Raw genomic sequence first — 12,947 nt, 5'->3', positions numbered from 1 at the left:
TTGTCCTTAATAGAAAGCATGAATTTTTACCTTCCTTGCGTCTCAAACAGCAGCGTCACGCCGTGTCCGAATGATGCGAGGATGTTCAGGAACGTCTTGGAATGTCGGCCAGTTAGGTCAGAAATGAATTACTGACTATTTCAATTATTGGCAGATTTCCGGGCCTTTTCCTTTTCTGCCTCTAGCTTTTCGCTTGCTTTTTTTGCCGCCAGCTTTGCGCTTTCTTCTTTGACCACCGTTCGAACCTTGGCCGGACTGAGCTTCAGATCTTTTTTTGCGAGCTGATCTAGAACATACCGCTCGCATTCCGCCTGCTTTCCACGCTCTTTAAAAAGCTCACCTTCTTCTTCCAACCAGGCACGCGCGACACTTCTGGCAAACGTGGTCTCTGCTTTCTCAGGTCGACCGGGACCGCCCGACTTTTTCACACTGGAGACGGCAGGCTCAGATGCAGCAGTTTCTTCCGCCCGGAATATTTGGATGTAAGCAAGACGAATAAACTTGGACTTGGGAAGCCATATCCGGATCGTAAGAGATCCGATGAAATCCTCAAAAAAGGAAGAACTCGATTTCGGAGGCCGGACGAAACTGCAATCCTTCCAGACGCCGCCAGGTGGCTGATAAGAACCCTTGTCCTCGAAGATCCGACACCTTTCCCCAGACGCACAGGCAAAAGACCGAAATTCATCTCTCATGGTATTGAGAGCAGTCTCTAATGCCTGGATTTCTACAGGGATTTGCGGAACAGGCCGATATAATGCCGGAGATGAGGAAGGCAATTTTGAGACACTGAAACGTATCCGACTTTTCCGAACAGCTTCCGAGATTTCGTTATAGCGACCATCCTTTGCGCAGGCCTCCCAAGCGACACGGCACTGATCCCAGACCTGCGCAGAGACGATCTCACGCAAGGCATCAGCCAGCCCTACCCATTTACCGGTAGTTTCTTCCATAGCCGCCCCACGCCAGCCGTCCCCACGCATGAACTGGAGCGGCGCGGCGGGCCAGACGTGGGGTTCCGGCGTTCGGCGGCCAGACCTAGCCGCGCCAGTTCCAACCATGCGCCCCGTGCAAACCGAGAACAAGCCCTGAACAGAACCGGCCCGCGTAGAACCGCTCGATCGTAATGCAGTCCCGTTCATGCCGGCATCTCCACGCCCTGCCAGAGCTGCCCGAACAGTCCATGCTCCTGGTCTGGCATCTGGAGCGTTACTGCATCCACCACCTCGCTCAGATCGCGCTCACTGGCTTTCATGAGAACCGGCAACGCAGAGGACAAGCACCTCACCACCCGCGTCACATTCTCTGAGCGGTACAGAGGAGCGCTCCCACCCACTGGCTCAAGATCCACTGCACGGAGCGTTTCCAACGCTGCGCAGACCTGCACAGCAGCATCAGCCAGAGAGACGGATGGCAAGAGCGGCAGCATGTCATGAAGCGCAAGCTCCACGCTTTCGGCCGCAGCGGCATCCAGAGCAAGCCGCCTCTTCTGCGCAATCACTGTAGGTCCCGCTAGGTCATCTTCTGCATCAGTCCGCTGATCCTTGAGGCGCTGGGCGCGGCGCATTCGCTGCACTGCCTCATAGGGCCCAAGCACATCCACAGAAGCGGCAGCAGGCACTTGCGCCGGGCCACCGCGCATGACCTGCGCCTGATCCCGCAGGATCGCCGCAGCCACCTGCCCGAACCAGTCCGGAGCCTCGGCAATCAGACGATCATAATCCATCTGAGGACGCCCCAGCGCGGCCAGAGCTTCCATCTGAGCCTTATGTCCTTCCGGCGTTGTCGCCCGCTGCACCAGGAGATCATCCAGCAGCTCACGCGCCCGATCAGACACAGCCTGAGCCTCAGGGCTGGCAGGATCTGTTTCCATCAGTTCATCCTTGGCCCGCATCACCTGGACGAACTCACCACACAGACGGACCAGAACAGCATCAGCACCGTCGCCACATTTTGACGCAGCATCCCTATCCGGCACCTCCTGTGCTGACTGCTCCGCCGCTAGATCCCGCAACACCACATGCACAAGCCGTCCGAACCCGTCAGGCGCATGGGCGATCAGTTCATCGAATGATCGCAACGGCCCTTGAGCCGCCAGCAGCGCCCGCATTTGCGCTGTTCGGCCTTCCGGCCCACAAGCCCGGCGTGACACGATCTCCTGCATGAGCATCTCAATCCGCGTTTCTAGAGACGCATGCCTATCAGCCCAGCGGCGGCCATCAGAGGGGTTCGCATCCCGCTCAATCCGCATACGATTCCGCTCATCCAGCGCGGATACGAAGGCGTCACAAGCCTGAACCAACGCGCCATCAACCCTGACATTCCGCACACTCACGGTAGGCGCACGCATTGCATCACGCGCCAGCGCGGAAGAAAGCCGCTCCGTAGGCGATGCCTCGATGTCGTCTGCAACACCGCCGCCGATCAACTGCAACGCCTCTGCCCGTGCCCGTTGTCCCTCAATCGTCAGAGCCGGCAGCGAACACGCGCAGTCCAATGCCCGGCGGAAGTTCTTCTCCCAAAGAGCCGACACCGCAGGAAGCGCCATAGGATCGGCCTCTTGCTGGATGCGTCTCCGTTCAAGTCCGATCAGCTCCTGACAGGCTCGGATCAGAGCCTCATCCGGCTGTCCCGACGCCACAGACACGTCTTCAGGCCCGGCAGCAATCTCTGCCCCCTGTATTGCCTCGATCATCACAGAAGCCCTCCCCGCATGTCTTCCAGCAGAGAGCGCATCAGGGCTTCCCGCATGTTGCGCGGCACCACAGCGTCACCTAGCACCAGCCGAACAGCGCGGGCTTTGGCTTTGAGGCCGTCCCGAGTTGCAGCCTTCGTTTCGCAGACGTCGGCAATCAGAAGCTGACGCTGGGCCAACAATCCACCCAACTGGACAGCCGGAAAATTGCACCTCCCTGCGAGCCGGGATTGCCGCCACTGTTCTATCTCGGTCAGATCCGCACACAGTCCGACCAGACGCGCATCAGCTGGGGGCGCACAGAGCGTCACTGAGTCCGCCGTGATGGCCTCTGCTCCCGTAATGGCAGCAAGCCCAGCGAGACGGGCCAGACCGGTCACAGTCGCCGTTCTGGCTTTGGATTGATTGTGCGTCATGGCCGTGCTCCTCCCGCTTTCGCAGACGCCAGCAGAAGCGAGGGTCTGGCATGATGATGAACGGATTTCGCCGGACCGTGCAGGTGCTCAGGCTGAGCCAGTGTCAGGGCGGAAAGCAGGAACAGGCCTGCACCCAGAACAGCAGGGGCTGCCTCAGATGCAAGATGCACAGACGCAATCACTGCCCGGCATAAGCCGGACGTGGTAAAGGCATGAATAGCCATTGCCGAGTACTCCCTCGGGTTATGGTTAGGCGCGGTTAAGAGGTTCCAGCTCTCAACCGTGCCGCTTTTCGATTGGCACAACGTCCAACCTCAATTACTCTGATAGAGGTTTGATCCAACGTCAATCAAAAAGATAGAGGTCCGGTGGAACTGTCAGCTGCTCAATGCCGTGGTGCCCGTGCAATGCTAGGCATCAGCCAAACTGAATTGGCAGAGGCTGCGTCTGTGTCGCGCCAGACTATTGTCGATTTTGAGAGAGGTGCCCGCACCCCATACGCGAACAATCTCGCAGCCCTTCGAAAAGCCTTGGAAGCCGCAGGCGTAGAGTTCATCCCCCAAAACGGAGGCGGCCCCGGCGTGCGCCTGAAGGAGAAAACATCCCGATGAGCAACGGCGAGATCATTCTCTACAACACCGAAGATGGCCTTACGACGATTCAACTCCGAGCCATCGAGGGCACCATCTGGCTTACCCAAGCTGAGATTGCAGAATTATTCGATACAACAAAACAGAACGTCAGCCTTCACCTTAACAACATATTTTCGGACCAGGAGTTGGCCCCCGATTCAGTTGTCAAGGAATCCTTGATAACTGCCGCAGACGGCAAAGCCTACAATACGCTCCAGTATAATCTCGACGCCGTGCTCGCCATCGGCATGCGCGTTCGGTCACCACGAGGGACCCAGTTCCGACGCTGGGCTAACAGCGTCCTGAAAGAGTATCTCGTCAAAGGCTTTGCCATGGATGATGAGCGCCTGAAGGACCCGAAGCATGATTATTTCGATGAGCTTCTCGGGCGCATCCGGGAAATCCGGGCATCGGAGGCACGCTTCTATCACAAGGTCCGGGATATCCTCTCGCTCAGCGAGAACTATGACGGAAGAAGCCAAGTGGCGAGAGACTTCTACGCCACGATCCAGAACAAAATGCTTCATGCCGTCACAGGGCACACAGCTGCAGAACTGATTATTGCGCGTTCAGACCCTCAAGCCCCGAACATGGGGCTGACGTCATGGAAAAAGCAGCGTGTCTGCAAAGAAGACGTCACGGTCGCCAAAAATTACCTGGGCAATCAGGAAATCCAAGAACTCAACCAGATCGTCACGATGTTTCTTGATACGGCCGAGCTTCGTGCCCAACGCCGCCGGACCATTCAGCTTAAAGAATGGGAAGGGGTGTTGGACACCTTCCTGAAAAGCAACGAGTTCCCTGTTCTGCACGGGCCGGGAAGCCGATCCCAGACACAGGCCAAGACCGTTGCTCACCAAAGATACGAAACTTTTGACGCAGGCCGTAAGCTCGCAAACCGCAAGAAGACGGAAAGCGAGCCGGACATAGACGTGAGCGTCGCCCTGGAAGACATCGAGAAAGCTGTACGGCTTACTCGAAAGAGAAGGCAGGACTGAGCGTCAGCATCAGAACCTCACATGCGCCTAGAACAGTCATTGAGAACGTCAGGAGAAAGAATGCGCCGCCTTAATACCAAAACGCTTCTCATGGCTCTTGCGCTGCTCTCTCCTGCCACCGCTTTGGCAGACGGCGTTTTTCATCCCACCGGGCAGTCCTATGCCTGTGTGAACCCACGAGCCACACGCGCACTCGCCAATCACACGGATCCGCGCCAGAACGATCCCGGCTGGGTCCACTTCGTCATCACGGACGGTCGGTGCTTTCAGGTGGATCCCGGCGAGAAATGGGAACAGATCAGCCAGGAAAATGGGCTGCTCCTTTTGCGCCGCGATCCGCCACGCACTGGCATGCCGCCACTATTCTTCCTTCCCCAGCAGGTATCTTCCGGCGTCCCCATAGCTCCTCAGCCTTCTGCTGAGGCCCCAACAAACGGACCGGTGCAGCTTGCCCCTGTAAGCCCAGAGCCAGAAACACCACCGCAGTCCTCTGGCGAAACCACCGATATTCTTCCGAAGGGCTGGCAAAAGCCCCGGCACGACACAGCGCCTCCGAAAGATGCGACCACAGAAGAAGATTCTGCTCCAAACGAACCCGCCTCTCCTGTCTCGCCTCCTACTGTTTCCAAATCCGCACCAGACACGAACTCTGGCTACGGCGGAATCCTGTTTCTTCTACTGATTTTTTGTGGAGTAGCCGGCTATTACGGCTTTCGCTTTTGGCAACGTGCTGATGATCGCCGACGCCGCATGGAGCGAGAACAACAAGCCTGGGAAATTGCACAACGAGAAATTTATGCTCAGGCGAGCACGCTACAGATCAAGCGCTTTCAGAAGCTGATTCGTGATGACTACGGAACTCTCGATGTCAGCAGATGGATGAAAGAGATTGATTATTTTTGTAGCAGCCGACTTCTGCCCCTTCTGAGCCTGGGGAACATGGTGGATCAATGGCCTTTGATCCAAGATCGCGCCCGCCAGCTCATTGATGATGTGGCCCAAGGCACACCACCAGGCGCCGTCTTGAACCAGAAGCCTCTAAGCGATCCACGTGTATTCGATCCACAGATGGATCCCATCGACTATGAACGCCATTGCGCGCTGCTTCTGGAACAGGCGGGCTGGAATGCGCGCGTTACCCAAGCCAGTGGCGACCAGGGCGCGGATGTCATCGCAACCAAAGGCGGCCGGAAAATCGTGGTGCAGTGCAAACTCTATAGCCAGCCTGTCGGCAACAAAGCCGTGCAGGAAGTCTACGCCGCCAAGCAACACCAGCAGGCAGATGAGGCCATCGTGGTCTCAAATGCCGGCTACACCATTCCGGCCCGCCAAATCGCGGCCACTACAGGTGTGCATCTGTTGCATCATCAGGAGCTGGCCTCTTTCTGCGAACGGTTGGCGGCTTGAATGTCTGATGGCTGATACCTAAGACCAGGACATTCATTCCGCCATTCTTGCGCAGTGGTAACCTCGCCGCCGTCACCCGTACGTGATTACAGGGCCGCCAGATCGCGTAACCATAGGTCGGGTCGAAGGCTGGACATGCTGTCGGTGCCTCTCAGACCGACGAGACACCGTCATAGCAACCTCTCCACCACCATGCGGCTCGGGCAGGTTGATCACTTCAGGCAGCAGATCCGTACGCTCGCCCCGGAATGCACCTGAAGCTCCGTATTTCACGACCTGGACGGTTCCACGAATACCTGTCACGACAGTAGGTGCCTGGGCGGCAAGAAGAGAGCGCCTACGGTCATCATTGGGAAGCGACGCAAATGCGTTTCTCGCTGCTTCCAGCTTCTTCTCGCTGTCCTTAATCTGGGTAGCGAGCGAAACACCCATGGTAAGCAGTTCCTGCATCCTGACGTATTCTGAATCCTTCCAGTCGGTCAGGCTTGCAACAAGCTGATTGTGACGTTCGATCTTCCCAAGGAATTCGGCCACCTCGGCTTCTTCTTCAGCATTGCGCAGCTGATCGGCCGTGGTCTTCCGAAGCTTTTCAAATTGCGCCAAAGAGATTTTGGCTTCTTTCAAAAGGACATCGTGATTAACGACCTCTTTCGCAGTTCCTGTAGAGAGCAGGCCATTTCGTGCCACTTCTCCATCGCTCAAAGCGGATTTGATCGAAGAAATCTCAGCGTCAATCGCTACAAGCGCGTTTTTCAGATCATCAAAGCTGCTGGACAATGGGCGAAAATCAGCGATTTTTGCAGTTTCCATGTTCATCTTATGCCCTTCCCGATTTTGTCAGCGCTTGCTTCGGAGATCCCGGCGCGTGATCGGCATATAATTTTTGATGAGTGGCGAGCATCCGACGCGCAACGCCGGACGACTTCTGCGCCTGGGAAGCCTCAACATCGGAAATAAGTCCGGAATTGAGGTGTGCAAAACGGTTTGAAAGACTGCGGTCTTTCTTCATTTTCTTCTTCATATTGTACCTCTGAAATTAAGACGCGTTCTGCGAAACCACACAGGACGCTAACCAGCTCTCGAAATGATCTCGGCGAACAAAAACCCGCCCGCCAATCCGGGTCATTACTGGCCCTTTCTGTTCCGAGAGATATTTACGCATCGTTCGAGAAGTAACTCTCGCCAAATGCGCAACCTCTTCTAAAGAAAGAAGCTTGGATTCTTCCACTATTATCCTCCGAATCCATTCCGGATGAGAGAATTGCCTTAGAGAATTTTTAAGACAATAGCGGAAATTTTAGGAATTTATTGGCGTTGGTATTTGTCGCGCAATAAGACGCAAGGAAGCGCAATGGGGAGAAATAACAGTTATTCACAATTTCGTGATAATAACCACCTCAAAGTAGATGAAACGATATTGTGCGCCGCCACGATCACAGGCATCTGAAAAGCTTGGAACCTGCAGGCGTAGAGTTCATCCCCCAAAACGGAGGCGGCCCCGGCGTGTGGCTGGCCTCTGCCCAACAGGAGTAGAGCGCATGAACAACCAGCGGATCGACGTTATGAAAGATGGTAAAAGGATCGGCTGGTATCGCGTCGATAAAGGCCTGATCATTGTGACCAGCGCCAAGAACGCACGTTCCAAAACAATACGCGCATCAACAGGGGATAACGAGGGTCTTGCCCGCCTTATGCTGCACGAACCATGGGCTTCCTGAAGCCTGCACTCAGATCCTGAAGAAAGCGCACCCAATGAGCAACGGCGAAATCATTCTCTACACGACCGAGGACGGAGAACAGACCATCCAGCTTCGAGCGATCAAAGGCACGGTCTGGCTCACGCAGACTGAGATCGCCGATCTTTTTCAAACCACTGTCTCGAATATCAACAAGCATATCAAAGGGATAATCGCCGAAGGCGAGCAGAGCGAGGCAACTATTGAGAATTACTCAATAGTTCAAACTGAAGGCGACCGCTCGGTTGAGAGGCTGGTTGCCCATTATAGCTTGCCTATGATTCTGGCTATCGGGTTCCGCGTCCGCAGCCCACGTGGCACGCAGTTCCGTCGCTGGGCTTCGACAGTCCTTTCGGAATATCTCGTCAAAGGCTTTGCCATGGATGACGAGCGCCTGAAGGATCCGGATTCCGATTATTTCGATGAACTGCTCGAACGCATCCGGGACATCCGGTCATCAGAAAAGCTGTTCTACAAAAAGGTATTGGAAATCTACGCAACCAGCGTTGACTACGATCCGAAAGCGGAGACCTCCGGCCGGTTTTTCCAAGCCGTGCAGAACAAGATGCATTGGGCAGCGCATGGCCATACAGCGGCCGAAGTCATCAATAGCAGAGCCAACGCAGATCGGGATCACATGGGCCTTACGTCATGGGCCAACCAGTCGAAAGGTGGTCCTCCACGTAAGGCAGACGTGGACATAGCGAAGAATTATCTCGAAGACGAAGAGATTGCAGCCCTCAATCGTATCGTTTCTGCCTACTTGGAGTTTGCCGAATTTCAAGCCATGGGCCGCAGGCAAATGACGATGAAAGATTGGATCTCCAAACTGGACGACTTCCTGCGCTTGGGCGATCGGGACGTGTTGACGCATGCAGGAAAGTGCAGCGCGTTAACAGCGAAATTGAAAAGCGTTGAAGAATTTGAACGTTGGCGCAAACGGGCCATTGAAAATCCGAGCCCGGCGGAGCGACATTTCATGGAAGCCATTGGCAACGTGAAGCAGCTGGCAAAGAGCAGACCAAAGAAGCGGCCGAACTGAGTGGAGGTTTGCGTGGGCTTCGACTTTAACGACGATGAAATGGATGAGCGCACCCTTCTGGAGAAGGTGGAAAAATTCCAGATGGCGCTCATCTGCAACGCCACAGGCGATAGCAGAATGGATGAAGAGACGTTCAGCCGACTTCGCCAAGAGCTCTTAAGCGATCCAACCATATCAAGCCGCCTCCCTGATTTCGTACGACGTCACCGCAACAACGATCAGTTCTGGCAGTTCATCAAAGCCCGCTACAGGACCTATCTGGAACGCCGGAAATATATCTGGGGCGGCTTTCGGCCAACGCTGGATTATCTTGAGGCGCAGGCGACTGGCGTAGGTGTGGCTCCCATGACCGAAGCTCTGGAAGCCTTTGATCCCGAGCATGTAAGTGCGATCTGGCAAAAGGCACTGGATCGCCGTTTGGTCGATCCCGATGGAGCAATTACCGCAGCCCGGACACTGCTCGAAACCGTCTGCAAACATATCCTGGACGACGCAGGAGAAGCCTATTCCGAAAAAGCTGACCTGCCAAAGCTCTGGGCCCTTACAGCCACATTGCTGAACCTTGCTCCTCACCAGCATCAGGAAGATGCCTTCAAGACCATTCTGGGCAACTGCCAATCGGTGGTGAACGGACTGGGCTCAATCCGGAACAAGATCGGTGATGCCCATGGGCAGGGGCGTCGACCTATAAAACCCAAACCACGCCATGCTGAATTGGCGGTGAACCTCGCTGGAACCATGGCGTCATTTCTTGTTACGACATGGAAGGAAAAAGCCTCCACCTGAATGGACAAGTATTAATATAGTTTTCCATAGACACAAATATTATACATGCCCCGAAATAAATTGATTTATAGAAAGTATTTTTATGCCTTTTTATATTCGAAAATCTGTTAGCGCTGGCCCTTTCCGATTCAATTTTTCAAAAAATGGGATGGGTATTTCTGCTGGAGTAAGAGGACTACGCATTGGTACTGGCCCTAGAGGGCATTATGTACATGCCGGAAGAGGTGGAATTTACTACCGGGCTTCGATAGGTCGAGCGGGAGAAAAATATCAGAGCAGAACAAACGCTCCCTTCAAAAAACCAGCATATACGCTGCCCAATACTGATCCCGTACAGATGATAGAGATTGAATCTGGTGATGTATTGGAAATGCGAAATGAAGCCTATCAAGATATCTTAGACGAATTGAACGCCAAACGCCGTCAAATGCGAGCGGCACCTCTGCTGTTCTGGGCAACGGTTATTGTGGCTGCGGTCATGGCCATATTTCTAAAACCCGAGTTTATACTCATAGGCCTACTTAGTCCTATCCTTTGGGGTGTTGGCCATGCCCTCGATGCCGCTCATCGTACAACGGTTCTCCTCTACAATCTGGAAGACAATATCCAGACAGCCTTTCAACAAATGACGGTCGCGTTTGATCGAATGTCTAAATGCCATGGAAAATGGCACATTGAGGCTGGAGGAGCAGTTAAGGATCTTACGACTTGGAAGAGAAACGCTGGTGCAGCTTACCTCGTCAAAAAGAAGCCAACTTCCCTTTCCTATGCTTTACCCCGTGAAATACGCTGCAACATTACACCTCCTTCCTTGAAGGTAGGAAAACAAACCATTTATTTTCTGCCTGATGTGGCTCTTGTGGATGACGGCAAAAAAATGGGTGCCATTGGATACACCGATCTACAATTACGCTCTCAGGATAGCCGCTTCATAGAAGAAGGCAGAGTACCTTCCGATGCAATGGTTGTTGATCATACGTGGAAACATCCAAATAAAAAGGGCGGCCCTGATAAACGTTTCAGGGTAAATCCTCGTCTACCTATTTGTCTCTACGAAGCCTTACATCTCAGAAGCGAAAGCGGGCTTCAAGAATTGGTCGAGTTCTCAAAAAACGGTGTCGCAAAAAATTTTATCGCGACCATTCATCCACTTCGTTTGAAGGTCGTACAGGCTCCTGAAATTGATAATACGCCACAGATCCCTCCACCTGATGAGACGGTAGCCTCATAAGCGGAAAATTTGCGACTTACCTATTCCTGCCCATCCGAACAGAGGAAAAGTAGCTCAAAAAAACTGGGCTATGAGCGCTTCAGACTCAGATGCGTGGCCAACCTGCACGATATTTAGAGGTTGGCCCCTTGTGATTTCCTGCGTTTCAGGGACTCCGCAAAGAAACCACCTTGCCACTAGCACCATCCAGAGCCGCCTCCTTATCCAACTGAAGGACATGGACGGCCCAGCGATCCAGAGCAATCTCCCGCTCTTTGAGAAACTCATGCCGCTGATAGACGGCTGCCACCCCTTTGATCGTTCCCTGCACATGGTTCAGCACCCGATCAGCCACATGCGGTCCAATCCCAAGGCGAGCCATGACTGTCACACCCGTCCGCCTCAGGTCATGCAACCTCCAGCCCGGCGCAGGCAAGGCGCAGACTTCTTTTCCCGATGAATTTTTGGCCGGATCCGCCTCGATCAGCTTCTCCAGGCGCTCCTTGGCCCCTGAGAAGTCCGAGATGGGCGTTCTCCCGGTGTTAGTGAAGACGTAGGTGGAAATGGCGCCTGTCTTCGGATCTGTCTGCCTGTGCAATGCCGCCAAAACATGCCGCGCCGGTTCAGAGAGATGGACGATATGGGCTTTACTGTTTTTTGTCCGCTCAGCCGGAATGGTCCAGGTCGTCAGATCTGGCGAGATCTCCTCCCATCGCATCTCCGCAACCTCTGTTCGGCGCTGCAGGGTCAGCAACAGCAACCGAAAGAAGGGCCCAAAGGGGTAGGCCATCTGTCCAGCCGCCCGCCATATCTCACCGACCTCTTCATCAGTCAGAACGCGATCCCGCGAGATCTCCCGTCCTTCCACGATCAGGCGGATAAACGGATTATCATCCACCAGCTGACGCTTTACAGCCCAGGCGTACATGGAACGGGCATAGGCTTGCAGCCGCCGGGCTGTGGTGGGGTGCTCTGCTGCGATCTCATCCAGTCGCGTCTGAAGCTCAGAGGCAGTTAGGGACTGGGCAGGCCGATCCAGAAACTGCTGGAAGTTATAGCGGATGCGCTGCGGCCCTTCCCTCTTGTAGACCGCGCTATGTTCCCTGAGCGCCATGCTGGCCCAGCGATCAATCAGGACATCCAAGGTCAGTGCATCTATTGCGGCCTGCGCTGCCTGCTCCTGAAGGGAGGCCTGATAGGCCACCACCTCCGCCTTGCGTTCGCCTACTGGATCTCCGCCAGCCAGGACGCGCCCACGAGCCTCCTCAGCCATCTTCCGAGCCTGTGCAATGGTGACAGCCCCATACTCTCCCAGCTTGAGGCGACGGACCTTCCCCGCGTAGCGATACTGAAAGAGGAAGATCTTTGCCCCGGTTGCCGTGACACGGACCAGGAAGCCCTTCGTCTCCGTATCCGAAAATAACGCGTCCCGTTTGCCCGGCGGGCAGGTGAGAGCGTCTATTTCCCGTTTTGAAAACCTCATGCCCGAGGCTCCATAACACCTTTAACACCTTCAAAATCGAAAGGTGTTAGTGGAGAAACCGGAGAAAAACAAAATGAAATCAATATATTATATATGTGAGTAACACTAATAACACTTATAACACCGTAATTGTGTAGCTCCCTGAATTTCATTTTGCCTATTTCCCCTATCCGGACCCGCTGACGGGTTTTCGCGGACTCAATCCGGACTCATCTGAAATAGCAACTGTGGCGTCTCTGTGCATCTCTTTGCGTGAACCGTCTCAGGCGCGCTTCTGTAAAGCGTTGTTATTGCGTGGCTTTGCGTTTCCTTGCGCCTTAACTGCATTTCTCCGGGCGTAACTCTTAATCAGCGGGTCCAAGGTTCGAGCCCTTGTGTGCCCACCATGCCCGTCTCCGGTTATTCTCTTGAAAATCTGCGGTCTCTTGAACCTTTCTAGGCGGCTATCATCAGCCTTTTCTTTGAGCTTCATGAAGCCGGGCCTAATCTCCTAGACTCCATCCAGCCTCATTTGAAAATCTTCTGTCCATCTGCTCACAAAT

Annotated in this window: 15 protein-coding genes; 7 read left to right on the top strand and 8 right to left on the bottom strand. The window is 54.4% G+C overall.

Annotated features, from left to right (window positions below; genetic code table 11):
• Positions 1-140: 140 nt before the first annotated feature.
• The 4 genes from GMO_RS14420 to GMO_RS09100 all read right to left on the bottom strand — a co-directional run bounded on the left by GMO_RS14420 (position 141) and on the right by GMO_RS09100 (position 3,335).
• Positions 141-953 (bottom strand): hypothetical protein, encoded by an 813-nt coding sequence (locus GMO_RS14420; RefSeq protein WP_175282604.1) that lies wholly within the window; start codon positions 951-953, stop codon positions 141-143.
• A 185-nt stretch (positions 954-1,138) separates the two neighbouring features.
• Entirely contained in the window at positions 1,139-2,695 is a 1,557-nt protein-coding gene (locus tag GMO_RS14710; RefSeq protein ID WP_245528469.1) for a hypothetical protein, read from the bottom strand.
• On the bottom strand, positions 2,695-3,111 hold the full coding sequence (locus GMO_RS09105; protein ID WP_040508901.1) for a hypothetical protein: 417 nt from the start codon (positions 3,109-3,111) through the stop codon (positions 2,695-2,697). Before GMO_RS09105 ends, GMO_RS14710 begins: the two co-directional genes overlap by 1 nt.
• Positions 3,108-3,335 (bottom strand): hypothetical protein, encoded by a 228-nt coding sequence (locus GMO_RS09100; protein ID WP_040508898.1) that lies wholly within the window; start codon positions 3,333-3,335, stop codon positions 3,108-3,110. Before GMO_RS09100 ends, GMO_RS09105 begins: the two co-directional genes overlap by 4 nt.
• 144 nt (positions 3,336-3,479) lie before the next feature.
• Here GMO_RS09100 and GMO_RS13925 point away from each other — a divergent pair, with 144 nt between their 5' ends.
• From GMO_RS13925 to GMO_RS09085, 3 genes are read left to right on the top strand one after another with little or no spacing between them, the layout of a single operon-like run.
• Positions 3,480-3,722, top strand: coding sequence for a helix-turn-helix domain-containing protein (locus GMO_RS13925; RefSeq protein WP_342632842.1), 243 nt, complete (start codon positions 3,480-3,482; stop codon positions 3,720-3,722).
• Complete coding sequence (rhuM, locus tag GMO_RS09090; protein WP_008852085.1) at positions 3,719-4,741, top strand: RhuM family protein; 1,023 nt, start codon at positions 3,719-3,721, stop codon at positions 4,739-4,741. The genes GMO_RS13925 and rhuM overlap by 4 nt, the downstream gene beginning before the upstream one ends.
• Positions 4,742-4,801: 60 nt before the next feature.
• Positions 4,802-6,148, top strand: coding sequence for a restriction endonuclease (locus tag GMO_RS09085; RefSeq protein ID WP_040508893.1), 1,347 nt, complete (start codon positions 4,802-4,804; stop codon positions 6,146-6,148).
• 72 nt (positions 6,149-6,220) lie between these two features.
• Here the strand turns inward: GMO_RS09085 and GMO_RS09080 are convergent, their stop codons facing one another.
• Genes GMO_RS09080 through GMO_RS14975 form a run of 3 tightly spaced genes read right to left on the bottom strand, consistent with a single transcriptional unit; the run spans position 6,221 to position 7,376 of the window.
• Positions 6,221-6,964 (bottom strand): hypothetical protein, encoded by a 744-nt coding sequence (locus GMO_RS09080; RefSeq protein ID WP_008852083.1) that lies wholly within the window; start codon positions 6,962-6,964, stop codon positions 6,221-6,223.
• A gap of 1 nt (position 6,965) precedes the next feature.
• A complete protein-coding gene (locus GMO_RS09075; RefSeq protein WP_008852082.1) occupies positions 6,966-7,169 on the bottom strand; it encodes a hypothetical protein in 204 nt (67 codons plus the stop codon).
• A 15-nt stretch (positions 7,170-7,184) separates the two neighbouring features.
• A complete protein-coding gene (locus GMO_RS14975; protein WP_175282605.1) occupies positions 7,185-7,376 on the bottom strand; it encodes a helix-turn-helix domain-containing protein in 192 nt (63 codons plus the stop codon).
• A 310-nt stretch (positions 7,377-7,686) separates the two neighbouring features.
• On the opposite strand from GMO_RS14975, the gene GMO_RS09070 reads away from it, so the two are divergent.
• The 4 genes from GMO_RS09070 (at position 7,687) to GMO_RS09055 (ending at position 10,943) form a co-directional block, all read left to right on the top strand.
• A complete protein-coding gene (locus tag GMO_RS09070; protein ID WP_008852080.1) occupies positions 7,687-7,866 on the top strand; it encodes a hypothetical protein in 180 nt (59 codons plus the stop codon).
• Between the two features lie 34 nt (positions 7,867-7,900).
• Positions 7,901-8,926, top strand: a complete 1,026-nt coding sequence (locus tag GMO_RS09065; RefSeq protein WP_040508890.1) for a virulence RhuM family protein — start codon at positions 7,901-7,903, stop codon at positions 8,924-8,926.
• Between the two features lie 12 nt (positions 8,927-8,938).
• A complete protein-coding gene (locus GMO_RS09060; RefSeq protein ID WP_008852077.1) occupies positions 8,939-9,712 on the top strand; it encodes an abortive infection family protein in 774 nt (257 codons plus the stop codon).
• 82 nt (positions 9,713-9,794) lie between these two features.
• Positions 9,795-10,943, top strand: coding sequence for a DUF4236 domain-containing protein (locus GMO_RS09055; protein ID WP_008852076.1), 1,149 nt, complete (start codon positions 9,795-9,797; stop codon positions 10,941-10,943).
• A gap of 145 nt (positions 10,944-11,088) precedes the next feature.
• On the opposite strand, the gene GMO_RS09050 is transcribed toward GMO_RS09055, so the two are convergent.
• Entirely contained in the window at positions 11,089-12,405 is a 1,317-nt protein-coding gene (locus GMO_RS09050) for a tyrosine-type recombinase/integrase (RefSeq protein WP_008852075.1), read from the bottom strand.
• Positions 12,406-12,947: the final 542 nt, after the last annotated feature.

The organism is Gluconobacter morbifer G707, assembly GCF_000234355.1.
GTDB classification, from domain to species: domain Bacteria; phylum Pseudomonadota; class Alphaproteobacteria; order Acetobacterales; family Acetobacteraceae; genus Gluconobacter; species Gluconobacter morbifer.
Note: the sequence above shows the minus strand (reverse complement) of the source record. Positions and strands in the feature narration are given on the sequence as shown.

Coding starts and splice junctions, on each gene's coding strand:
- GMO_RS09075 (WP_008852082.1), bottom strand. CDS start 7,169: ATGAAGAAGAAAATGAAGAAAGACCGCAGTCTTTCAAACCGTTTTGCA.
- GMO_RS09055 (WP_008852076.1), top strand. CDS start 9,795: ATGCCTTTTTATATTCGAAAATCTGTTAGCGCTGGCCCTTTCCGATTC.
- GMO_RS09070 (WP_008852080.1), top strand. CDS start 7,687: ATGAACAACCAGCGGATCGACGTTATGAAAGATGGTAAAAGGATCGGC.
- GMO_RS09100 (WP_040508898.1), bottom strand. CDS start 3,335: ATGGCTATTCATGCCTTTACCACGTCCGGCTTATGCCGGGCAGTGATT.
- GMO_RS09105 (WP_040508901.1), bottom strand. CDS start 3,111: ATGACGCACAATCAATCCAAAGCCAGAACGGCGACTGTGACCGGTCTG.
- GMO_RS09065 (WP_040508890.1), top strand. CDS start 7,901: ATGAGCAACGGCGAAATCATTCTCTACACGACCGAGGACGGAGAACAG.
- GMO_RS09080 (WP_008852083.1), bottom strand. CDS start 6,964: ATGAACATGGAAACTGCAAAAATCGCTGATTTTCGCCCATTGTCCAGC.
- GMO_RS09085 (WP_040508893.1), top strand. CDS start 4,802: ATGCGCCGCCTTAATACCAAAACGCTTCTCATGGCTCTTGCGCTGCTC.
- GMO_RS09050 (WP_008852075.1), bottom strand. CDS start 12,405: ATGAGGTTTTCAAAACGGGAAATAGACGCTCTCACCTGCCCGCCGGGC.
- GMO_RS14710 (WP_245528469.1), bottom strand. CDS start 2,695: ATGATCGAGGCAATACAGGGGGCAGAGATTGCTGCCGGGCCTGAAGAC.
- rhuM (WP_008852085.1), top strand. CDS start 3,719: ATGAGCAACGGCGAGATCATTCTCTACAACACCGAAGATGGCCTTACG.
- GMO_RS14420 (WP_175282604.1), bottom strand. CDS start 953: ATGGAAGAAACTACCGGTAAATGGGTAGGGCTGGCTGATGCCTTGCGT.